Source organism: Paraburkholderia sp. (assembly GCF_028283785.1).
Lineage (GTDB): Bacteria > Pseudomonadota > Gammaproteobacteria > Burkholderiales > Burkholderiaceae > Paraburkholderia.
Genome location: NZ_JAPWKB010000005.1, coordinates 380,538 through 401,761, shown reverse-complemented (window position 1 = coordinate 401,761; position 21,224 = coordinate 380,538). Strand labels below are relative to the sequence as shown.

The window sequence follows — 21,224 nt, the reverse complement described above, 5'->3', positions numbered from 1 at the left end:
GAGAAAACCTCCTTGCGGATCGAGCCAGGCGTACATCAGTTCGCATCAACGATCTGTGCGGGGTTGAAATCGGTCGCCCGCGACATCATCGCGATTGCCTGGTCTGCGCTCAGTTCGTGGAAAGCCATTGAGACGCCACGCAGCGGTGTCGAGCTTTCAGAGCGCCACGAGCCGCTCACCGACGTTCGCCCTTTATAGGCATGGGAAGTTGCGTCACCCGAGCGGTCGTGACGAGCTAAGTGATTCGGCGGAACCCTTAACCGTGGACGCTGACGCAGATAGCAGCTTGCGGTAGTCAGCAACGTCGTACTTTTCGCGGGAGGGCGATCGCCAGTCTCGATGCTATCGTCGATGGTTGACCGGACTAAATTCTTCGTGGGTGCAATTTGATATGTCGATGACGTGCGGCTCACTTCGGCCACCAACGGTCAGTCGACGTAGACTCCGGAATCGTCGACAATCGATCTGTTTAGCTCGTCAACATCTTTACGCACCGCGATTTTCCACCATGCTCTGTATCCGCACGCTCTCTCATGAATCGGACAACGACCGGGCCGAGATACATCGCATTTTTCAAGAAGCTCCAACCTATACGCAGCTTGTCGAGGGGCGGCCACCGTCCGAGGAGGATGTTGAAGATTTTTTCTTTGGAAAACCGAGCAATAAAGAGGCGAAAGACAAAGCCATAGTCGGCTTCTCTGTCGGAACAAACATGATCGGTTGCGCCGACCTGATCCGAGGGAGTAGCGCCGATGATTGTCTGTGGATCGGTCTTTTATTGTTTTCGGAAAAGCATCAGGGGCAAGGATATGGAAGCGAAGCGGTCGTACTGATTGAAGCTATGGCGCGGGAATGGGCCTACAGGCGTCTGCAATTAGGAGCCGTTGCCACGAATCCGAGAGCGCTCGCATTCTGGCAGGGAGCCGGTTTTAAGGAGATCCGCCGCCTGAAAAATCCGAGATTCACGGGCGAACTGATCGTAATGGAACGGAAGCTTCGCGGTCCCTCACCTTGACCCGAAGCAGACGGTGAATGGCAGCTTTGGCCAAACCCAATAGTTCGTTTCAAGGTCAGCTTATGCTTGCTGCATGTAGGCAAGCCCGAGGGCACGAAGTCGACAGAGGCCGCCGACTCCGTGCGGCCATTTTGAGACATTCGACACGCCCCGACCAATAGTCGACAATCAACGCCCGTGAGGTTTCGATACAACTGGATGTAATCGAAAGGGCGTCGACATATGGGCAAAACTGTAGGAGAGCTAGTCGCCGAATTGGCCGAGCGAGGTATGCATCTCCCCGAAGGGTATGTTCGAATTGGTGGATTTGGAGATTCGGAAGCTCTTTCGGCGTCGCTTATTGCACTCATTCTTGCTGGCGTGAAGCGTGGTACATGCAGTCTGGTTTCGGCTTGGGACTTCGACGGCGAGTCGATTCCAGAGGTCGGTGACATGGAAATCGTGCTCGACTGGAATGATAAACCCGCGTTCGTTCTACGAGTCACCGAAGTGCAAATCGTCCCATTTGACCGCGTCGGTGCTGAATTCGCCGCTAGCGAAGGCGAAGGAGATCTTTCGCTGACGTATTGGCGAGCGGAGCATTGGCGCTTCTTCACGGATGAGTGCAGCCGAATTGGTCGGGTTGTTGACCATTCGATGCCTCTCGTATGCGAAAGTTTTGAGGTTCTTTACACGCTTACGTCCGTCCTGCGCCACGAATGACTGTTCTCGGACGGTACTGAACGTCTCTTCCGGGTCGATAGCGCCTATCCGATTCGTTCGCCAGTTGCCGATCGATGCGTGCGAAGCTGAGCGTGCGTATAGGTATCGCATCGGGCAGTGAGCGGCCATGAACGGTCATTCGGCAAGGCGGTGAGAATTGGCGACAATTTTCGTTCGACGTATTCTGGAGGATCGATGTTCTGACACTCTTGGTCAACGACCTGATAACCAAACCGATGCAATCACACCTCAGAATCGCCAGGCCTGTCAGCGACCTTTCGCGGGCAGAAAGCATGTATTGCGCAGCGCTCAGCCTCGTTGTGCTGGCAAAATTTCAAGACCATCAGGGGTTCGATGGGGTGATGCTTGGACGTCCCGGCATGGACTATCACTTCGAGTTCACGCAGTGCCACGAACATCCGGTAGCGCCAACACCGACACGTGAGGATTTGCTGGTGTTCTACGCCCCGGATCGAGTTGAGTGGCAGTCGACTTGCGATCGCCTCGCCGAGAGCGGATTTGTTTGCGTGACGTCGCTCAACCCTTATTGGGATGTGTCAGGTAGAACATTTGAGGATCACGATGGTTATCGAATCGTTTTGCAAAACTCGGCATGGTCCTGATGATGCATGCGTAATGCAATTGGACGCCAGTTCGATCGCTTTGCAGCAAGTCGCCCGATCGCGTAAAGGGCAAACTCCGGCCACAAACGGACGGTCAACGTCAGCGTGGAAATCGTTAGCAAACTATGATTTGAGCTCGCCTGCAGAACGAATAATTTCTCAAGATATCTTCCTAGATGCCGTAAAGGATGATTCAACGTGCTCGTATTTTTGAGCGTGATTGCGTGTGATTTTAATCAGCACATATCCCGAATCAATAACCATGAAATTTATTCGAACATTTATGCTAGGCGCATCCGCGCTCGCCATCACCGGTTGCGCGACAACCTATCAGGAACCGTCCCAGACAGACGCCGCCACTATCGTTTTTCGCAAAGCGGGCGATTTCACAGCACAAGCATTTATTTATGGAGGCGCGGCTGAATGCACCGAGCGGCATCATCTTCCCGTAATGGATGCTGCGAAGGAGATTGCGCGCAAAGTAACGCCAAACGCGCCGTTGTCTTTCTCAATGTTCTACACAAAGAATATGCTGGTAGCCGAGAAATTCTGCGTCGACACTCTTACGTTCACACCGGAAGCCACCCACCGCTATGTCGCTCTACTCTCGGTGACGGACGGTCGCTGTCATATCGATCTGAACGACACGGGTACTCCTGCCGCGCCATTCGCTTCCCCTGCGCCGGTTTCCAGCACTGAACACACCTGGAAGCGCGCGATGGGTGAGCAAGGCCCTTTCTGTGGGTCGTAGCTGCACGTAGTGTGGACAGCGAAGCGGTCTTTTGACTCCGGTGAGACTTTGAACGACCGCTTTGGAGAAATATGAACGGCGGCAACGGGTCGACTGCGGAAATTCGGCATGGCTGCGCGCTAAGCGATCGCCGGCAGCAGCTGGATTTCCAGGTTCGGCCATGAGCGGTCACTCGACCTCGGTTGCTAGATAGTCGACAATGCGGCGTTGGATAACGAACGCAAGTACAAACATAAAGCTATGGGATACGACGTCCACATCACCCGCAAAGAAAATTGGTTCGACGCGAGTGGACCCACGATCAGCATTGAGGAGTGGGAGGCGCTTATTCAGTCTAACCAAGATATGCGTCTTGATGGCTACGCGAGTGCGATCGTGGGCGACGGCAGTGTCTTGCGGATAAAAAACGCCGGGTTGGCAGTCTGGACGGCGGCCCACCCAGGAGGCGGCGTGAGTGGGAACACGGCTTGGTTTCATTTTCGGCAAGGCAATGTAGTAGTCAAAAATCCTGACAGTGAGATTCTCCGCAAGATGTGGCAGCTAGCGCAGTTGCTTGACTCGAAAGTGCAAGGCGACGAGTGCGAAGTTTACGGTGCGGATGGCATCGTTATGGGTTAGCTGACTACTACGGACTTTACGTTTCGCCCACAATGGAAAGAAGCACCAGCGAATATCTTCTTTAAATGAGGCTCGCTTTGTGGATTGTGATGACGGACGCTGAACTGCTATTTAAGATCGACAAGGCATTGTTGGCCATTGAACCCACGCTGACTGGAACGTGGCCGAACGTACACAGCATTCATCGCCAACTAACGTGGTGCCGCGCTCAAATTTCCGGTGAATCGTCGAGGCCTAAACAGGGACCGCTTACGATGGGACTGATTGCGACTCGGGAATTTGACATGTGGGGCGATAAACCAGAACTCGCGGCCCTAATCAACCAGATACAGCGTGCATTCGAGTGAGGCGAACGTCCGCTTTCGAGACGTCCGATTGTCCGTTCAGGGTCGATCAGAGACAGTGGCCACTATGCGACCTATCCCGACGCCACACCGATACTTCAGCATTGAATGACCCACAACCCGGATACTTCAAACCTGCGCGAACCGCGACTCCAACTTTGAACCAGCAAGCGTCGCATCAGACGTCGTCCGGCCAACCCGTTCGGCTCCAAGTCAACTAAACCTCTACAGCTTTCGCCCCCCGAAGCAGCAACCCCGCCACATCCTGGTTTCCCGGGACACTGCCACACTCAACCCAAATCCGCCGTATGCCTGGGACGTGCCTCGCGCTCCATATACCCTAAACAAAGCGACTCAAGTTGAGCGCGAAACTTGCGCAGCATCGACTGCGACGACTTGCTCTCAAGCAGCAGGCGGACGGGACCAACCAATGCTCCCGAAAACATGAACGTGGTCATGGCCAGGTCGTCGAAATGCACGTCTGATGCCGTCTTCAGCATCGCCTCTAGCGCAGCGCGGCTGCGAGCTTCGATTTCGCGAACGTAGCCGCGCGAGTCGAGTTCGAGCGCAACCGCGTATAGCGCACGCGATTCGTCCAGATTGGCGGTCTTCGCTTTCACGAACGCGGCGACAACAACCTTCACCATGGTCGACAAAGAGGCGTCGTGTACTGACGCCGCAGCATTCTCCATCGCGCCCACCACTCTCTCCAGATGCCGCTGCAACACCGCAAACAGCAGCGCCTGCTTTTGAGGAAAGTACTGGTAAAGCGTTCCGACCGATACGCCAGCTCTCGCAGCCACCCGGATCGTGGTGAGTCGTTGCAAACCCTCCGCCAGCAAAACCTGAATAGTCGCTTCAAAAATCGCGTCTACGGTAGCCTGGGAACGCGCCTGCTGTGGCTGTTTGCGGGCGTCCAGCCCTTGTCCGTTATCGATCGGCATATGCGAATTCACAATATGAATAATTATTCGTATTCTATTCCCACATCTTGCCGCAACGAAACGACAACCCGAATGGAGTACATCAATGACTGATGCAACGCGCGCTGGAAATTTTAAACTCGGTGATCTGGACGTTACACGCATGGGCTACGGCGCGATGCAGCTGGCAGGCCCTCACGTTTTCGGCCCACCGAAAGACCGTGCTGCAGCGATTGCCGTGCTGCGTGCTGCGGTCGAAAGTGGAATCACGCATATCGATACGAGCGATTTCTACGGTCCCCACGTGACAAACGAGCTCATCCGCGAAGCGCTTCATCCTTATGCCGACGCGCTGACGATCGTCACGAAAGTGGGCGCCACTAGAGGCAGCGATGCGTCGTGGAACGTTGCATCGACGGCCGCCGAACTGGAGTCGGCGGTGCATGACAATCTTCGCAATCTTGGGCTGGATGTGCTGGACGTCGTGAACTTTCGCGTGATGTTCAATGTTGTAGCACCGACCGAGGGCGACATCGAAGCGCCTTTGACCGCGCTCGCGGAGCTTCAGGCGAAGGGCTTGATCCGTCACATCGGGGTAAGCCATGTGACCGCGAATCAAGTGGCACAGGCTCGCGCGATCACGCAGATTGTGTGCGTGCAGAACATGTATAACCTCGCTCATCGGAACGATGATGCACTGATTGATAGTCTTGCACGAGATGGCATCGCGTATGTTCCATTCTTTCCACTCGGTCGCTTTTCCCCGTTGCAGGCCGATGCGCTCAGTCACGCTGCGGAGCAGTGCAATGCAACGCCGATGCAAGTCGCCCTTGCATGGCTGTTGCAGCGTTCGCCCAACGTGCTCCTGATACCCGGCACATCTTCCGTCGAGCATCTGAAGCAGAATGTCGAGAGCGTGAAGCTAGACCTGCCCGATGATGTTTTGGCGTCGCTGGACAAAATCGGTTCCGCGAAGACCGAAGACTAGAACGGTTTGCGATACGCTTCCTGCGACCGTTCGAGGCGAGCGCTTCACGCGTGTGAGTGGCTTCGCCAATGCGAAATCCGCCACAGCCGGGATGCCGTAACCCAGACCATCGCTTGCCGTAGTGAAATTGCAAGGAGAAGGCGCGGAATGCAGCGCCCATTCCCCACTAGTATGAAGAAACCCATCAAATCCCCCTCCGCTTTCACCACCCAATAAAACGGCCACATCAACCCGCCACTCGCCCTGCACAAATCCCGTTTCTACACTACCCTCAAATAAGCGCCGGCAACGGTCGGATCAGGCTCGCATGACCCGCATCGCCAACGCGCGTAGCGTGTACCCAGGGACGGAGAAAATCATGACCGGACAGCAAAGTGGCTTGAGTGAAGCATTTATCGCGCAACAGCGCGCACGCCTCGAAGCGATGCGTCAGCAATTGCTGGGCGGCGAACAAAGCACGATCGACGATGAGCGGACGGCGCAGGCGCAGCACGGCGATGAGGCCGAAGAGTACGAGGACGACGCGCAGAATATGGCGCAGGATGAAATCGACCAGTCGCTGCGTGACGTCAACAATCAACGTATCGGCGATGTCGCGCGTGCGCTGCAAAAGATCGAAGAAGGCACCTATGGCCTTTCCGACGAGAGTGGCGATCCGATTCCCCAAGGCCGCCTCGAAGCAATGCCCGAGGCGATTTTCACCGTCGCCGAGCAGAGCCGGCGCGAAGGGGGAACGTGACGGTCCGGGCGCGACGCAATCGGACCGCCATCGATCATTCCGCCGATGTCAGCGACACCGAGGCTTCGCTCGTCAACATCAGGAACGTCAGCGTTTCGCGCAGATACAGACGCACGACGCTGTCGGTATGGCTCGCATAACCGATCGACACGTCTTCGCCAAGATGCAGTTCGAAGTCGCCGCCGCGTGTGGACAGCACCGTGCCGCCCGCCAGCGCGGGCGCCCAGATGATGTCGCCGTTCACGATCCGCTTGATATGCTCGATCACCGGATAACCCTGATCGCGCGCTTCGGTGAGTGCCGTGTAGGCGTCCGCGCCGAGCAGCACGGAATAGGGGCCGTCGACGCCCGCAAGACGCAACTGTTCGAGCGCGTTGCCGATCGCGTTCGGGTAGTCGCTGATATCGGCGGGTAGCGCGAACGCTGGATTCGACGAATCTTCGCGCAGTCCGCCGATTGCCGCGGCCGGATAACCATCGAAAATCGCACGATCTTCGGCGTACGCGAGTTGCTTCGCCGCGTCTTTCGCGGGTTGCCAGTCGGCATCGTTCGCGCCGCGCAACACGCTGTCGATCGCATCGCGCTGTAACTCGAACGGCACGGTGAATTCGACCAGGTGCTTGACCTCGGCGAGCTTCGCCACCACGCCCGGTTGCGGCGCGGCAATCGTGCTCTGATGTCCGGTGCCGATGCCGGTCAGTTGCGTTCCACCCGGTCCCTTTACATCGACAACGCGACGCCCGGCGACGCTGCGCCGGAACGTGCGTGCCACTTCGTCCTCGATTTGCGACCAGGCGGCATGAGAGATGGGCGCAAGTTCGCGATGCAAGTTATTCATGCTGGGCGATTCCCTTGAGTGAGCCAATATTCAGCGAGCCGTCGTGGCGCGGCTCGACAGGCGTAGACGTGTCCGCTTGCGATTCGATTGCGGCCGTGACGGTGGGCGGATCGCGATCTGCCAATGCCTCCAGCAGTTCCGCCGACGGCACGAAAAAGAGTCCGCCCGTGACCGCGCGGCTATAGTCGAGCAGCCGGTCGTAGTTGCCCGGCGGCCGCCCGATAAACATGTTCTCCAGCATCTGCTCGATCGGATCGGGCGCACGCGCGTAACCGATAAAGTACGTACCGAACTCACCCGCGCCGAGGCGTCCGAACGGCATGTTGTCGCGCAGGATTTTGACTTCCTTGCCGTTCTCGGTGAGCGTGGTCAGCGAGCTATGGGAACGCGTCGGCTTGACGGCCTCGTCCAGTTCGACATCGGACAGTTTTGTCCGGCCGATGATGCGTTCCTGCGTCTCCACAGACAATGCATTCCAGCCGTCCATATCGTGCAGGTACTTCTGCACCATCACGTAACTGCCGCCCGCGAAGCCGGTGTCTTCGTCACCGATCAGCGTGAATTCGTCGGCGGCGCGACCGGTTGGATTCTCGGTGCCATCGACGAAACCGACCATGTCGCGCATATCGAAGTAGCGAAAGCCGTGTACTTCGTCCACCACCGTGACTGCGTCGCCGAGTGCGCCGAGCAACTGCGTCGCAAGCTCGAAACACAGGTCCATGTGATCGGCGCGGATATGCAGCAGAAAATCGCCGGGCGTGCCCAACGCGCGGCGCTCGCCCGCGACGACATCGCGGAATGGATGCAAACGTGCGGGACGCGGCGCGCCGAATAGCGTGTCCCACGCATCCGAACCGAATCCGCACACGCACGACAGTTTGCCCGACGGCGCACGCGTGCCGACCGAGCGCACGTGCGCGGCGATATCGGCGCACCACGCGCGCACCTTGGCTGCCTGATCGGCACCGTGGCCGATGGTCGCGACGATGAAAATCGCGCTGCGGGTGACGTCATGACTGATGGCCTGCGGTTCCGGGATATCGTTGTGCATCGGCTTGAGGATCGAGAGACTGTTATCGGTGAGGATCGAACGACGATTGAAAGACGTGTGCCGATGCGCTCACGTCATGCATCTGTCACGCTTCGTCTTGCAACCAGAAGAACGCAATACGCGCGACAGGATCGACCGTCGACACGCCCGTAAATGGTATACCGCGCGGATAATTCATGCGGACAGCGTGTGCAGAGAGGCGGAGCGGGAGAGCGGAGAAGCGGAGGGAAAGGCGGAAGAAAAGGAATACAGCGCAGAAACAACGGGAAAACAGCGGCAACGCGCCGGGCGCATCGGGACGCGAATCGCTCCGCGTCCCGACGATGTCCGTCGTTTAGCTCTGGAAGTAGTTCAGGCCGAGCGCGGCCTTCACTTCCGACACGGTCTGACCCGCCACTTCGCGTGCATGCATCGTGCCGCGACGCAGGATTTCCAGCACCGCGCCACGATCCGCTTCGTGTTCGCGGCGGCGTTCGCGGATCGGCGTGAGCATCGCTTGCAAACGTTCGTTGAGCGCGCGCTTGACGACGCTGTCGCCGAGACCGCCCTGACGATAATGCGCCTTCAACCCTTCGACCATCGCGACGTCCGGTTCGAACGCATCGAGGAACGCGAACACGACGTTGCCTTCCACCTGACCGGGATCGCTCACGCGCAGGTGATTCGGGTCCGTGTACATGTTGTTCACGGCTTTCGTGATTTCGTCCGGCGTCGCGCCCAATGCGATCGAGTTGCCGAGCGACTTGCTCATTTTCGCCTTACCGTCGATGCCCGGCAGACGCGCGGTCTTCGACAGCACGGCTTCGCATTCGACCAGCACCTGTTGATCGACCGTATTGTTGAAACGGCGCACGAGTTCGTTGGTTTGCTCGATCATCGGCAGCTGGTCGTCGCCGACGGGTACACGGGTCGCCTTGAACGCGGTGATGTCGGCGGCCTGGCTGACCGGGTAGGTCAGGAAACCGGCGGGAATGTCGCGCTCGAAACCGCGCAACACGATTTCGGACTTGATGGTGGGATTGCGTTCGAGACGCGCGACCGTCACCAGATTGAGCAGGTAATGGGACAGTTCCGCCAGTTCCGGCACTTGCGACTGAATGAAAATGGTCGATTTGCCCGGATCGATGCCGACCGCGAGGTAATCGAGCGCGACTTCCATCACGTTTTCGGTCACTTTCTGGTGACGTCCGACGTTGTCGGTCATTGCCTGAGCGTCGGCCAGCAGCAGAAACTGCTTCGCTTCGTGCTGAAGCTGCACGCGCGAGCGCAGCGAACCGATGTAATGCCCGAGGTGAAGCGGACCGGTCGTGCGGTCGCCGGTAAGGATGACGGGTTGCTGTTCAGTCTGGTTTGCTTGCGACATGGGCTCTGTTGTCCGTGTTTTGCCGACACCACCAGTCATCGGCGCGCAGAAACGACAATGCCGCCAGGACTGGCGGCATCACGTTTTCGATGAACGAGGGGAAACGGGCCGCCTGCTTCAGGCGTGCCACCATCGATGCAGATTCAGCAGGGTTGGGCTCGTATCCATCTGCGCGATTATAGCAATGGCGGCGTCGCGTCGTCTCTCCTTACCGTGGAAGCCGCACGAACCCGTGATACGCGTGCTAACCGTTCGCCTCCGCGAATTCGATGATCGCGTTGCCGGCGTCTTCGGGCGACACCATGATCCCGCACGGCGTCGTGTCGAACGCGACACCGTTTTGCGCGAGTACCTGCTTCGTCTGGGCGAGGTCGCGAACCCGTACCCGCAGCGCGATGCCGCGAGGCTTGTCGGTGTACGCGTGCGGCAGGCGGCCGTTGAACCGCGCGGTGGCTTGCGCCGGCGTCAGCGCGACCATGCTGCCGCAACCGGTGTCGGCTTCGACGCGGCCTTCGAAGTGGCGCACGGCCGCGTCGCCGAACAGCTTGCGCCAGCGCGTGTCGAGCGCATGGAGCGCTGCGGGGTCCGGCGCGAGATAGATCACTTCGTCCACCGCCACCGCGCCGTTCGGATGATGTTGCCAGTCCGGACGCCAGATGAATTCCGGACGATGCTGCTGACACAGGAAGTTGGAGATGTCGCCCGATTCCGTGTCCATCACCATGCCGAGCGAGACGACCGCCTCGTCCGGCGTGCCGTCGGCCCTGGTCAGCTTGCGACGGAACTCGACGCGTTGCTGCGTGGGCAAACCGGTCGCCTTGACGGCGGCGAAGTCGGCTTCGATGTCCTTGCTATGCAGCGCGACGAGGCCGAGCCCTTCCGAGCGCGCGAGAAAATCGCCCAGGGTCCGGCCATAGCAGAAGCCCTCCACCTCGCCGGTGCCGAACTTCGCGGGATCGTCGACGCCGATCAGTTCGATGAAGTTGTTTTCGAACATCATCAACGTCAACACCGAGCCCCACGGGTGATACGAAATCGGACTCGGCGCAAAACCGAGCCGCACGAACTGCGCGACGGCCGCGGGGTGATTCCGGACGGAGACGACCGGATGATCGATGCCGAGCCGGTGCTGGTTGGGTGGAATCATCCGTCAGTCCTCGTTGCGGGTGGGCGCCGTGATGGCGGCATACGTGCCGGAGACCGGCTTGATGACCTTGGCGGGCACGCCTGCGGCCACCATGCCGGCGGGAATCGAGGTGCGCACCACGCTGCCCGCCGCGATGACAGCGCCAGCGCCGATCTCGATGTTGCCGAGGATCGCCGCATGCGCCGCCAGCGTCGCGCCCCGGCGCACTTTCGGATGACGGTCGCCGGATTCGGAGAACGTGCTGCCGAGCGTCACGCCGTGCCACATGCTGACGTCGTCCTCGACAACCGCGGTCTCGCCGATGACGATGCCCATCGCATGATCGACGAACAGGCCTTTGCCGATGCGCGCGGCCGGATGGATATCGACGTTGTACGACTTCGCGCACCAGTTTTGCAGCAGCACCGCGAAGGTGGTTTCGCCCGCGCGCCAGTAGACGTGCGCGAGACGGTGAAAGTGCAGCGCCTGAATGCCGCGAAACGACAGAAGCGCGGCCAGTGCATTCGGGCAGGCGGGGTTCGACGACGAGATCTTGACGATATCGGCGGCGGTGCTGTCGCCGAGACGGTGTTCCTTGCCGAGCGCACCGAACTCCGCGGACAGGTCCGGCAAGCTCGCGTCGATCCGTACCAGTTCGGCGGCCACCAGCGACGCCAGCGCGTCGTCCATGCCGTCGTGCCGCAGCACGGACGAATCGAAATAACGCTGCAACATCGGCCGAACACGCGCCTCGCGTTCCGCCTCGCTACGAATGGTCTGCCACAGGATATGCGGGTCGATGGTCGTCAAGATTTGCCTCCTTTGGCGACAGTGTCCAATCGCCAAAAACAAAGGCGATTGCCGACGATGCGGAAGTTTGTTCTAAAAATCAGATCGCCGGTCACCCGCCCGCCGCGTCAGCGAAATGCCCGCATTTGCGAGGTCATCATCTGCAGCATCTTGTTCGAAGCCACCGACAGCTTGCGCCCCACCCGCGTGACGAGATGCGCTTCGGCGTTCTGAAGGATCGGATGGTCGATTTCGATCGCGTGGAGTTCGCCGGTTTCGATTTCGGTCGTCACGGCGAACGCTGGCAGCACGACCAGTCCGAGCCCCGATCGCGCGAACTGTTTCAGGATATTGATGGAGTTGGTGGTCACGACCGGGTCGAGGCGGATCTTCTCCGCGAATTCGACTGCCTGCAGCATTTGCCGCGTCCCGTACGCCGGATGCGTCGCCGCAAGCGGATAGGTGGCCAGTTCCTGGATGGTCATCGATTTCTGCTTGCCGGAACGCGGGAAATGCGGCCCGACGATGGCCATCATCGGCTGCTGCTTGAACGCGCGCGACACGATCTTCGGCTCGGCCGGCGGGTTGTAGACCAGACCGATTTCTCCTTCGTCTTCCGAGATGCGCCGCATCACGTCGTTGGTGCTGCCGAGGTCGAGATTCACCTTGATGCCCGGATAGAGCTTGCAGAACTGCTGCATCGGACCGGCCAGCACATCGGAGACGAAACCCTCGCCCAGCACGACGCTGACGTGCCCGGTACGCAGGCCGCGCAGTTCCTGCAAGCGCGAGATCAGATCGTCTTTATGCGCGAGTTGCTCGCGAAAGTATTCGATCAGGTATTCGCCGGCTTCGGTCGGTTTGACGCCGCGCGCGTGCCGCTCGACCAGCGTCACGTCGAGCTCCGACTCCAGCAGCCCGATCTGGCGGCTGACTGCCGACGGCGCGACGTTCAGCCAGTCGGCTGCCGCGCGAATGGTGCCGCATCGGACCGCTTCGAAAAAATAGACGATCCGGCTTTCGGTGAGGTTGTCTGCCATAGCTCCCTGTTCTAAAAAACAGAACGTTTCCAATATTGGCGTTGATTGATTATAGGGGACCAAAAGCCGAACATGACATCACCAGACACGCGAACGGCGACAGATAGAGCTCTCTATTCGGCCGAAGCGTCATCGCAACGGAGTGGACTTATGAAGACGGTTGGTGTCATCGGACTGGGAAACATGGGGCGCGGCATGGCGCTTTCGCTGAAGCGCGGCGGATACACCGTGCTCGGCTTCGACGCCGCGCCCGGCGTGGCGGACACGCTCGCGAAAGAAGGCGTCGCGGCGCGTGGATCGATCGCGGAGATCACGCGTGACGTCGATGTCCTGATCCTGTCGCTGCCGACTTCGGCCATCGTCGAAGAAGTGGTGCTGGGCAGCGGCGGCGTCGCCGCCAACGCGAAGCCCGGCCTGATCGTGGTGGACACCACCACCGCCGATCCGAACAGCACGCGCAAGGTCGCGGCGGCGCTCGGTGAAGTCAAGGTCGGTCTGGTCGATGGTCCGGTGAGCGGCGGCCCGAAGGGCGCGGCCACCGCGACGATGACGATGGTGCTCGGCGGTTCGGACGAAGACGTCGCCGCTGTCGAACCGATCCTCGCCGTGATGAGCGCGAAGCGCGTGCATGTCGGGCCGGTCGGCGCGGGCCATGTCACCAAGATCATCAACAACCTGCTCACCGGCATTCATCTGCTGGCAACCAGCGAAGCCGTGCGCGCCGCGGAGTCGGTCGGCGTCGATCCGGAAAAGCTGATCGAAGCGCTGAGCGGCGGTTCCGGCCGCAACAGCGCGACGCTGACGAATTACCCGACGTGGATTTTCAATGGCAAGTTCGATTCGGGCTTCACGATGAAGCTGATGCGCAAGGACGTCCGTCTTGCGATGGATCTGCTGGGCAGCCAGCACGTCGAAGCGCCGATCGCCGTCGAGGCGGGGCGTTTGTGGGCGGCCAGCGAGCAGTCGATCGGCGACGCCGAAGACTTCAACCGCATCGTCCAGTTCATCGAACCGAAGTAACCCGATCAAAGGAGTATCGCAATGGATAACCACGCAGACACGCTGTTGGCCGCATTCGCGCATTTTTTCCCGAACGCCAAAACGATCGGTTCGTATGTCGGCGGTGAGCTGGTCGAAGGCACGGGTGAGCCGATCCAGTTGTACGACGCCGCCACGGGCAAGCCGAGCCTCGCGTACAAGGATGGCGGCGCGGCGGTCGTCGAACTCGCGGCGGACGCGGCACAGCGCGCGCAAAAGCAGTGGTGGGCGCTGACCCACGCGGCGCGCGGCCGGGTGATGTTCGAGATTGCCCGCGAGTTGCGCAAGGACACCGAGAACCTGGCGAAGCTGGAGTCGCTCGGATCGGGCAAACCGATTCGCGATTGCCGTGGCGAAGTCGCCAAGGTCGCCGAGATGTTCGAGTACTACGGCGGCTGGACGGACAAATTTTACGGCGAGGTGATTCCGGTTCCGACCTCGCATCTGAATTACACGCGTCGCGAGCCGGCAGGAACGGTGCTGCAGATCACGCCGTGGAACGCGCCGGTGTTCACCTGCGGATGGCAACTGGCGCCCGCTATTTCGATGGGCAATGCGGTGTTGCTGAAGCCGTCCGAACTGACGCCGTTCACGTCGCTGGTAGTCGGGATGCTGGCCGAACGCGCCGGTGCGCCGAAGGGCTTGATCAACGTGCTGGCCGGCTTCGGTCACACCGTCGCTCAGGCAGCGATTGCGCACAAGGTCGTCAAGAAGGTCGTGTTCGTCGGCTCGCCTGCAACGGGCGTGCGGATCGCCGAAGCGGCGGCGAAGCGGGTATTGCCGTGCGTGCTGGAACTGGGCGGCAAGTCGGCCAACATCATTTTCGGCGACGCCGATCTCAAGCGTGCCGCGTTGACCGCGCAGGCCGCGATCTTCGCCGGTGCGGGACAAAGTTGCGTCGCGGGTTCGCGACTGCTGGTCCAGCGCTCGGTGTATGACGAATTCGTCGCGATGGTCGCGTCGGGTGCGAAGAAGATCAAGGTCGGTTTGCCGACCGACGACGCGACCGAAGTCGGTCCGATCAACAATCGCGCGCAGTACGAGCACGTGATGAAGATGATCGCGAGCGGTGTCGCGGCGGGCGCGACGCTCGCGGCAGGATCGGCCGAGCGCGCCGACGGCGGCTATTTCGTATCGCCGACCGTGCTCGCGAACGTGACGAACGAGATGGACGTCGCGCGTACCGAGATTTTCGGACCGGTGGTCGCCGCGATTCCGTTCGACACCGAGGAAGAAGCCATCGCCATCGCGAACGACACCGAATTCGGCCTTGCCGGCGCGGTCTGGACCAACGATGTCGGCCGCGCGCATCGCGTCGCTGCGCAGATCAATGCGGGCACGTTCTGGGTCAACGGCTACAAGACGATCAACGTCGCTTCGCCGTTCGGCGGCTACGGGTTGAGCGGCTACGGCCGGTCGAGCGGGGTCGAGGCGCTGTACGAATACACACAGACGAAAAGCGTGTGGGTTGAAACGGCTAAGGACCCCGCGACCGCTTTCGGGTACCTTTGACGTTTTAATGCCCTCGCCGCATGTCGCCGGCGAGGGCAAGTCTGGAGACGGGAAATGCAAGGCACGTTATACGCGGAACGCGGGGGCGACAGTACGCTGAGAAGCGTCAAGCTGTTTTTCTATGCGGCAATCATCCTGCTGATTGCCGAATTCATCGGTTCATTCGCTTTCAGGATCGGACCTGGCAAAGTTGTGTTGCTGCCGATGATCTGGGCGCTGCTGATGGGCGCGGCGCTGGGCCTCGCCAGCGATCGTTGGGGCGGCGTTGCGCGTCTCGACGTCAAGACCCAGTTTCTCGCAGCCGCGATCCTGCAACCCGCGCTGCTGCTGTTCGTCGCCAAGCTCGGACTGATGGTCGGCGGCGCGTTGCCGAAGCTCGCAGCCGCCGGTTGGGCGCTGGCGTTTCAGGAACTCGGTCACTTCGTCGGCACGATCCTGCTCGGCTTGCCGCTCGCGCTGCTGCTCGGCATCAAGCGGGAAGCGATCGGCGCGACGTTCTCGGTCGGCCGGGAACCGAGCCTTGCGATCATCGGTGAAAAGTACGGCATGGACTCCGCCGAAGGGCGCGGCGTGCTGGCCGAGTATCTGACGGGCACGGTGTTCGGCGCGGTGTTTATCGCGATCTTCGCCGGCTTCGTCGCGAGTCTGAATATCTTCGATCCGCTGGCGCTCGCGATGGGTTCCGGTGTGGGTTCTGGGTCGATGATGGCGGCGGCGTCGGGTGCGATCGCTGCGCAGCAGTCGCCGGAAGTCGCGAAGACCGTGATGACGTTTGCCGCCGCGAGCAATCTGATCACGACCACGGTCGGCACCTACTTCACGCTGTTTATTTCGCTGCCGATGGCCGTCTGGGGTTACCGGCTGCTCGAACCGCTGATCGGCCGGAACACGCGCGCGTCGGAGGCGACGAGCGCAGTCGAGGAAGCACGGCCGAAACTCGGCGACGTCGAAACCGCCGCGCCGGAATTGAGCTATCGCGGCAAGCTGCTGGCGTGGGGCATGACGGCGGTGTTCGCGCTGGTCTGCGACTGGATCACGCACGGCACGAGTCCCGTCGCTGCGTTGCCCGGCATGCTGATCATGGTGCTGGCGACCGTTGCGGGCGATGCGCTCGCCACCGCGACCGGCCGGAAAATCCCGGCGGTGTGCTGGGTGTCGATCGTCGCGATGTTCCTGACTTCGCCGCTTTGCCCGTGGGCCACGCAGATCGCGGCCTTCAGCTCGCAAAACGATTTTCTCGGCGTGACCACACCGATGCTCACGTTTGCCGGCCTGTCGATCGCCAAGGATATTCCGGCGTTCCGCAAGCTCGGCTGGCGCATCGTGCTGGTGTCGTTCGTCGCGAACGCGGGCACCTTTCTGGGCGCGAGCATAGTCGCCCAACTGTTCCACATCTGATTGTCAGCGATACACCGCACTATGAAATCCAACACGCAGCGCCACGCTGAACCCGACGTCTCGGCCACCGGCATGAACTGGGTCGAGACGTTGATGAAGATGGATACGACCAGCCGGAATTCGAATCTGGGTCTGATCGAAACCGTCCGCGACTATTGCGATGCGAACGGCCTCGTCACCACGCTGACCTACGACGCAAGCGGCAAAAAAGCGAATCTGTTCGCGACCGTGCCGGACGCGAACGGTGAGACCGACGGCGGTGTGGTTCTGTCCGGTCACACCGATGTCGTGCCCGTCGACGGTCAGCAATGGGACACCGATCCGTTCTCGCCGGTCGTCAAGGACGGCAAGCTCTATGGGCGCGGTGCATGCGACATGAAGGGCTTTATCGGCGTGGCGCTGGGTCTCGTGCCGACCATGCGCGGCGCCGCGCTGAAGAGTCCGCTTCATTTCGCGCTGTCCTACGACGAAGAAATCGGCTGCGCGGGCGCGCCGGTCATGCTGGCGGATCTGAAGAAACGCGGCATCCGGCTCGACGGTTGCATCGTCGGCGAGCCGAGCAGCATGCGGGTCGTGGTCGCGCACAAAGGCATCAACGCGTATCGATGCTGCGTGAATGGTCACGCGGCGCATTCGTCGCTGACGCCGAAAGGCGTCAATGCGATCGAATACGCGGCGCGGCTCATCTGTCATATCCAGACGCTGGCCGAACGGTTCCGCGCGAAAGGACCGTTCGACGACGCGTTCGACGTGCCGTTCACTACGGCGCAAACCGGCACGATTCGCGGTGGCATTGCGGTCAACACGGTGCCCGCGAATTGCGAGTTCGAGTTTGAATTCCGCAATCTGCCGGGTGTGAACGCGCAGGCCATCTACGATGAAATCCGTCACTACGCGCAGAACGAACTCGTCCCGCAGATGCGCGTGACACGCGAAGAAGCGGACATCACGTTCGAAACCATCTCGACGGCGCCGGCACTCGACGTCGCCGAGCAGGCCGCCATCAATGGTCTGGTGCGTGCATTGCAACGCGACACCGCAACCCGAAAGGTCGCGTACGCAACCGAAGCAGGTCTGTTTCAGACGGCGGGGATTCCGAGCATCGTGTGTGGGCCGGGCAACATCGAGCAGGCGCACAAGCCCAACGAGTTCGTCGAGCTGGAACAACTTGCCGCGTGCGAGCGGTTCCTGCAAAAGCTGATCGTCAGCGTGTCGAGCGACGCGGCATAAACCGCCTGAACATGGCTTCAACGCAAAAGCGCCCGATACGGGCGCTTTTTTTGTCTGGACGGATTCGCACGCGACCAGGCTCTCCTGGATATGTCCGCGCGTTCAAACCACGGCTTCGCCTTTGCGGCGTGGCACGCCCGCCGCGACGATCGTATCGACGGCGAGTTCGAAGCGGCGGAAACCTTCGTCGAGATCCGCGAACGGCACGATCAGCGACGGTGTCAGACGCAGCACGTTCGTGCCCGCGTTGAGCAGCATCACGCGCTGTTCGAGCGCGGCGGCCACGAAATCTTTTGCGCGTCCGGCGTAGGGCTCGCTCAGTTCCGCGCCGATCAGCAGTCCCATTCCGCGCAGTTCCTTGAAGATACCGTAACGGCCGTTGATCGCGCGAAGCGCGGCGAGGCAATGATCGGCGCGCTCGCGAACGCCGTTCAGCACGCCGCGCGTGGTCACCCGTTCCAGCACCTTGTCCGCGACGGCCGCCGCGAGCGGATTGCCGCCATACGTCGAGCCGTGCGTGCCCGGCGAGAAGTGCCGGGCCAACGGTTCGGTGGTCAGCATCGCTGCGATGGGAAAGCCGTTTCCGAGCGATTTCGCGGTGGTCAGGATATCGGGCGTCACCCCGTACTCCATGTACGCGTACAGCGAGCCGGACCGCCCGACGCCGGTTTGCACTTCGTCGAAGATGAGCAACGCATCGTGCTGGTCGCACAAGTGGCGCAGCGTCCGCAGAAACGCCGGGTTCGCGGGTCTGACGCCGCCTTCGCCTTGCACCGGTTCGACGATCACCGCGCAGGTGCGCGGGCCGATCGTGCTGGCCGCTGCGTCGAGGTCGTTGAACGGGATGTGCGTGATGCCGCCCGGCAGTGGACCGAAGCCTTCGGCATAGTCGGGCTGTCCGCCGACGCTCACGGTGAATAGGGTTCGTCCGTGGAACGACTGGTTGAACGAGACGATATCGACTTTATCGGTGCTCAGGCCGTGACGGTCGGTGGCGACCTTGCGCGCGAGTTTGAGCGCGGCCTCGTTGGCTTCGGCGCCGGAGTTCGCGAAGAAAACCCGCTCGGCGAACGTCGCGTCCGTCAGGCGTCGCGCGAGTCGCAGCGCGGGTTGGTTCGTGTAGACATTGCTGATGTGGCAGAGCCGTGCGGCCTGTTCCGTCAAGGCCGCGATCACGTCCGGATGTCCGTGACCCAGCGCCGTGACGGCGATCCCGCCCGCCAGATCGATGTACTCGCGATCTTCGCTGTCCCACACGCGCGATCCTTCGGCGCGTACCGGAACGAAGGGCGCGGGCGCATAGACGGGCACCATCACGTCGTCGAACGTGGCGCGCGTTACAGATTTGGAGCGGGTCATGGTGACGTCGACTGGGTTCGAAAGCGGGAGACGGTGTCCCGCGTGTGTCGCGGCCTACATCGCCTGCGCCTGGCCGTCGCGGCGCAGGTCCACGGCCGCCAGCCGCGCACCCGACTCCGGGTCCACGCCGATGATCGCGAGACTGCCGCGTGCTTTCCACGCGCCGATCCCTTCGACGTCGTGACCGCGCGCGGCGAGTCCTTCCACCAGCGACGTGTCGCCGTATCGCTGTTCGATGGTCAGTTGCTCATCGACCGCATGCGGATGGTTGGAGTAAGTGCCGTCCTGTTCGTGACACCAGCGCGGCGCCTGCGCGGCTTCCGCTTCGTTCAGCCCGTGATCGACCAGCGCCGAAATCACCTGGAAGTTGGTCTGCACCTGCGTGTCGCCGCCCGGCGTGCCGAGCACCCAGCGAAGCGGCCCGCCCGACTCCGCGCGATCGTCGAACACCATGACGGGGTTCATCGTGTGACGGGTGCGGGCGCCGGGGCGCAGGTAGTTCGGATGAGACGGATCGAGATGCCAGTAAGTCATCCGGTTGTTCAGGATGATGCCGGTGCCGGGCACGACGGCCTGCGAGCCGAACATCATGTTCAGGCTCTGCAACTGGCTGACCGCGTTGCCGTCCGAATCCACCACGCAAAAGTGCGTGGTGTCCTCGCGGGCATTGAGCACCTTGAACGAAGACGGCGCCTGACGGGCCGCCGCCGACGACGCGTCGTGTTGCCACGGGTCGCCCGGCGCAACGGACGCCGCCGCCGCGTCGGGGCGGATCAGCGCGGCGCGTTCTGCGGCGTACGACTTCGACAGCAAACCGGCGAGCGGGATATCGGTGTCGTCCGGGTCGGACAGGAACGCTTCGCGGTCGATATACGCGAGCCGCTTGGCCTCGACCATCAGATGAACGGCTTCCGGCGAAAGATAATCCATCGCGCCGATATCGAACTGTTCGAGCATGCTCAGTTGCTGAAGCAGAAGATGCCCGCTGGAGTTGGGGCCCGCCTCGTACACGTGCTTGCCGCGATAGGTCGTCGTGATCGGCGCTTCGACGCGCACCCGGTGACGCGCCATGTCTTCGCGTCGCAGCAGACCGTTCGCTGCAGCGGAGAACCGGTCGATCGCGTCGGCGACCGGCCCGTTGTAGAAGTAGTCGCGGCCGTGCGTGGCGATTTGCCGATAGGTCTGCGCGAGGTCCGCATTCCGGCGGATCGCGCCCGCCTTCAGCGGATGGCCGTTGGGCGCGAAAATTTTCGCGGCTTCCGGGTCCGAATGAAGCCGGTCGTATTTACGCGTCATGTCCGCCTGGAAATAGCTGACCGGCACGCCGTCGAGACACAGCGCGATCGCAGGCGCAATGCAGTCCATCAGCGACAGACGGCCCCAGCGTGCATGCGCTTCGAGCATCGCATCGACCATCCCCGGCACCGACGCCGAACGGATCCCGAAGCGGTCGAGACCGTGTTCGGGACGAGCCGCGAGCGGCGACGCGCCCGTGCCGTTCACCACATGGACGCTGCGGCTCGCGGCGTGGTGGACCATCAGGTAGCCGTCGCCGCCGATGCCCGAGCCGTTCGGTTCGGCCACGCCGATCGCAAAACCGACGGCGACCGCCGCATCCACCGCATTGCCGCCGTTGGCCAGGATCGTGATGCCGACCGACGTGGCGACCGGATGATTGCTGACGACGGCGGCGCGCGCGCCCATCCGGACCGTGTCGAAGCAGTCGCCGCGCTGGCCGTGAGGTGAAACGATACGAGGATTGAACGTCATGTTATCG

Annotated in this window: 20 protein-coding genes; 11 read left to right on the top strand and 9 right to left on the bottom strand. The window is 61.2% G+C overall.

Annotated features, from left to right (window positions below; genetic code table 11):
• Positions 1–508 precede the first annotated feature (508 nt).
• The 5 genes from PW947_RS05835 (at position 509) to PW947_RS05815 (ending at position 3,709) form a co-directional block, all read left to right on the top strand.
• A complete protein-coding gene (locus PW947_RS05835; RefSeq protein ID WP_299630117.1) occupies positions 509–1,015 on the top strand; it encodes a GNAT family N-acetyltransferase in 507 nt (168 codons plus the stop codon).
• 222 nt (positions 1,016–1,237) lie between these two features.
• A complete protein-coding gene (locus PW947_RS05830) occupies positions 1,238–1,717 on the top strand; it encodes an ASCH domain-containing protein (RefSeq protein WP_299630116.1) in 480 nt (159 codons plus the stop codon).
• A gap of 236 nt (positions 1,718–1,953) precedes the next feature.
• Positions 1,954–2,340 (top strand): VOC family protein, encoded by a 387-nt coding sequence (locus PW947_RS05825; RefSeq protein WP_299630599.1) that lies wholly within the window; start codon positions 1,954–1,956, stop codon positions 2,338–2,340.
• Between the two features lie 262 nt (positions 2,341–2,602).
• Entirely contained in the window at positions 2,603–3,091 is a 489-nt protein-coding gene (locus PW947_RS05820; protein WP_299630115.1) for a hypothetical protein, read from the top strand.
• Between the two features lie 207 nt (positions 3,092–3,298).
• Positions 3,299–3,709 carry a hypothetical protein gene (locus PW947_RS05815; RefSeq protein ID WP_299630114.1) on the top strand — a complete coding sequence of 137 codons (411 nt, stop codon included), beginning with the start codon at positions 3,299–3,301 and terminating at the stop codon, positions 3,707–3,709.
• Between the two features lie 634 nt (positions 3,710–4,343).
• Here PW947_RS05815 and PW947_RS05810 read toward each other — a convergent pair.
• On the bottom strand, positions 4,344–4,997 hold the full coding sequence (locus PW947_RS05810) for a TetR/AcrR family transcriptional regulator (RefSeq protein ID WP_299630113.1): 654 nt from the start codon (positions 4,995–4,997) through the stop codon (positions 4,344–4,346).
• 85 nt (positions 4,998–5,082) lie between these two features.
• On the opposite strand from PW947_RS05810, the gene PW947_RS05805 reads away from it, so the two are divergent.
• Together PW947_RS05805 and PW947_RS05800 are read left to right on the top strand one after the other, a co-directional pair.
• Positions 5,083–5,964: an aldo/keto reductase family oxidoreductase gene (locus tag PW947_RS05805; RefSeq protein ID WP_299630112.1), complete on the top strand. Its 882-nt coding sequence runs from the start codon at positions 5,083–5,085 to the stop codon at positions 5,962–5,964.
• 307 nt (positions 5,965–6,271) lie between these two features.
• A complete protein-coding gene (locus PW947_RS05800; RefSeq protein WP_366146095.1) occupies positions 6,272–6,703 on the top strand; it encodes a TraR/DksA family transcriptional regulator in 432 nt (143 codons plus the stop codon).
• A gap of 34 nt (positions 6,704–6,737) precedes the next feature.
• Here the strand turns inward: PW947_RS05800 and PW947_RS05795 are convergent, their stop codons facing one another.
• From PW947_RS05795 to PW947_RS05770, 6 genes are all read right to left on the bottom strand, one after another.
• Positions 6,738–7,541 (bottom strand): family 1 encapsulin nanocompartment shell protein, encoded by an 804-nt coding sequence (locus tag PW947_RS05795; RefSeq protein ID WP_299630111.1) that lies wholly within the window; start codon positions 7,539–7,541, stop codon positions 6,738–6,740.
• Positions 7,534–8,592, bottom strand: coding sequence for a Dyp-type peroxidase (locus tag PW947_RS05790; RefSeq protein WP_299630110.1), 1,059 nt, complete (start codon positions 8,590–8,592; stop codon positions 7,534–7,536). The genes PW947_RS05795 and PW947_RS05790 overlap by 8 nt, the downstream gene beginning before the upstream one ends.
• Positions 8,593–8,926: 334 nt before the next feature.
• A complete protein-coding gene (trpS, locus tag PW947_RS05785) occupies positions 8,927–9,955 on the bottom strand; it encodes a tryptophan--tRNA ligase (protein ID WP_299630109.1) in 1,029 nt (342 codons plus the stop codon).
• 244 nt (positions 9,956–10,199) lie between these two features.
• Positions 10,200–11,102: a VOC family protein gene (locus tag PW947_RS05780; RefSeq protein ID WP_299630108.1), complete on the bottom strand. Its 903-nt coding sequence runs from the start codon at positions 11,100–11,102 to the stop codon at positions 10,200–10,202.
• A 3-nt stretch (positions 11,103–11,105) separates the two neighbouring features.
• The gene (gene epsC, locus PW947_RS05775) at positions 11,106–11,891 is read right to left on the bottom strand and encodes a serine O-acetyltransferase EpsC (RefSeq protein WP_299630107.1); all 786 of its coding nucleotides are present in this window, start codon (positions 11,889–11,891) and stop codon (positions 11,106–11,108) included.
• A 107-nt stretch (positions 11,892–11,998) separates the two neighbouring features.
• Positions 11,999–12,910 carry a LysR family transcriptional regulator gene (locus tag PW947_RS05770; protein ID WP_299630106.1) on the bottom strand — a complete coding sequence of 304 codons (912 nt, stop codon included), beginning with the start codon at positions 12,908–12,910 and terminating at the stop codon, positions 11,999–12,001.
• Between the two features lie 72 nt (positions 12,911–12,982).
• On the opposite strand from PW947_RS05770, the gene PW947_RS05765 reads away from it, so the two are divergent.
• Genes PW947_RS05765 through argE form a run of 4 tightly spaced genes read left to right on the top strand, consistent with a single transcriptional unit; the run spans position 12,983 to position 18,088 of the window.
• A complete protein-coding gene (locus PW947_RS05765) occupies positions 12,983–13,930 on the top strand; it encodes an NAD(P)-dependent oxidoreductase (protein WP_299630105.1) in 948 nt (315 codons plus the stop codon).
• 21 nt (positions 13,931–13,951) lie between these two features.
• On the top strand, positions 13,952–15,460 hold the full coding sequence (locus tag PW947_RS05760) for an aldehyde dehydrogenase family protein (RefSeq protein WP_299630104.1): 1,509 nt from the start codon (positions 13,952–13,954) through the stop codon (positions 15,458–15,460).
• Positions 15,461–15,514: 54 nt separating this feature from the next.
• Positions 15,515–16,858, top strand: a complete 1,344-nt coding sequence (locus PW947_RS05755; RefSeq protein WP_299630103.1) for a DUF3100 domain-containing protein — start codon at positions 15,515–15,517, stop codon at positions 16,856–16,858.
• 21 nt (positions 16,859–16,879) lie between these two features.
• The gene (gene argE / locus PW947_RS05750) at positions 16,880–18,088 is read left to right on the top strand and encodes an acetylornithine deacetylase (RefSeq protein WP_299630102.1); all 1,209 of its coding nucleotides are present in this window, start codon (positions 16,880–16,882) and stop codon (positions 18,086–18,088) included.
• A 102-nt stretch (positions 18,089–18,190) separates the two neighbouring features.
• On the opposite strand, the gene PW947_RS05745 is transcribed toward argE, so the two are convergent.
• Positions 18,191–19,447 (bottom strand): aspartate aminotransferase family protein, encoded by a 1,257-nt coding sequence (locus tag PW947_RS05745; protein ID WP_299630101.1) that lies wholly within the window; start codon positions 19,445–19,447, stop codon positions 18,191–18,193.
• 54 nt (positions 19,448–19,501) lie between these two features.
• On the bottom strand, positions 19,502–21,217 hold the full coding sequence (ggt, locus tag PW947_RS05740) for a gamma-glutamyltransferase (RefSeq protein WP_299630100.1): 1,716 nt from the start codon (positions 21,215–21,217) through the stop codon (positions 19,502–19,504).
• Positions 21,218–21,224 lie beyond the last annotated feature (7 nt).

What these genes read in the sequence shown, in the direction of transcription:
- PW947_RS05790 (WP_299630110.1), bottom strand. Translation starts at nt 8,592, where the DNA reads ATGCACAACGATATCCCGGAACCGCAGGCCATCAGTCATGACGTCACC.
- PW947_RS05825 (WP_299630599.1), top strand. Translation starts at nt 1,954, where the DNA reads ATGCAATCACACCTCAGAATCGCCAGGCCTGTCAGCGACCTTTCGCGG.
- argE (WP_299630102.1), top strand. Translation starts at nt 16,880, where the DNA reads ATGAAATCCAACACGCAGCGCCACGCTGAACCCGACGTCTCGGCCACC.
- PW947_RS05835 (WP_299630117.1), top strand. Translation starts at nt 509, where the DNA reads ATGCTCTGTATCCGCACGCTCTCTCATGAATCGGACAACGACCGGGCC.
- PW947_RS05820 (WP_299630115.1), top strand. Translation starts at nt 2,603, where the DNA reads ATGAAATTTATTCGAACATTTATGCTAGGCGCATCCGCGCTCGCCATC.
- PW947_RS05800 (WP_366146095.1), top strand. Translation starts at nt 6,272, where the DNA reads ATGACCCGCATCGCCAACGCGCGTAGCGTGTACCCAGGGACGGAGAAA.
- PW947_RS05755 (WP_299630103.1), top strand. Translation starts at nt 15,515, where the DNA reads ATGCAAGGCACGTTATACGCGGAACGCGGGGGCGACAGTACGCTGAGA.
- PW947_RS05760 (WP_299630104.1), top strand. Translation starts at nt 13,952, where the DNA reads ATGGATAACCACGCAGACACGCTGTTGGCCGCATTCGCGCATTTTTTC.
- ggt (WP_299630100.1), bottom strand. Translation starts at nt 21,217, where the DNA reads ATGACGTTCAATCCTCGTATCGTTTCACCTCACGGCCAGCGCGGCGAC.
- PW947_RS05780 (WP_299630108.1), bottom strand. Translation starts at nt 11,102, where the DNA reads ATGATTCCACCCAACCAGCACCGGCTCGGCATCGATCATCCGGTCGTC.
- PW947_RS05745 (WP_299630101.1), bottom strand. Translation starts at nt 19,447, where the DNA reads ATGACCCGCTCCAAATCTGTAACGCGCGCCACGTTCGACGACGTGATG.
- PW947_RS05830 (WP_299630116.1), top strand. Translation starts at nt 1,238, where the DNA reads ATGGGCAAAACTGTAGGAGAGCTAGTCGCCGAATTGGCCGAGCGAGGT.
- PW947_RS05805 (WP_299630112.1), top strand. Translation starts at nt 5,083, where the DNA reads ATGACTGATGCAACGCGCGCTGGAAATTTTAAACTCGGTGATCTGGAC.
- PW947_RS05810 (WP_299630113.1), bottom strand. Translation starts at nt 4,997, where the DNA reads ATGCCGATCGATAACGGACAAGGGCTGGACGCCCGCAAACAGCCACAG.
- PW947_RS05770 (WP_299630106.1), bottom strand. Translation starts at nt 12,910, where the DNA reads ATGGCAGACAACCTCACCGAAAGCCGGATCGTCTATTTTTTCGAAGCG.
- PW947_RS05765 (WP_299630105.1), top strand. Translation starts at nt 12,983, where the DNA reads ATGACATCACCAGACACGCGAACGGCGACAGATAGAGCTCTCTATTCG.
- trpS (WP_299630109.1), bottom strand. Translation starts at nt 9,955, where the DNA reads ATGTCGCAAGCAAACCAGACTGAACAGCAACCCGTCATCCTTACCGGC.
- PW947_RS05795 (WP_299630111.1), bottom strand. Translation starts at nt 7,541, where the DNA reads ATGAATAACTTGCATCGCGAACTTGCGCCCATCTCTCATGCCGCCTGG.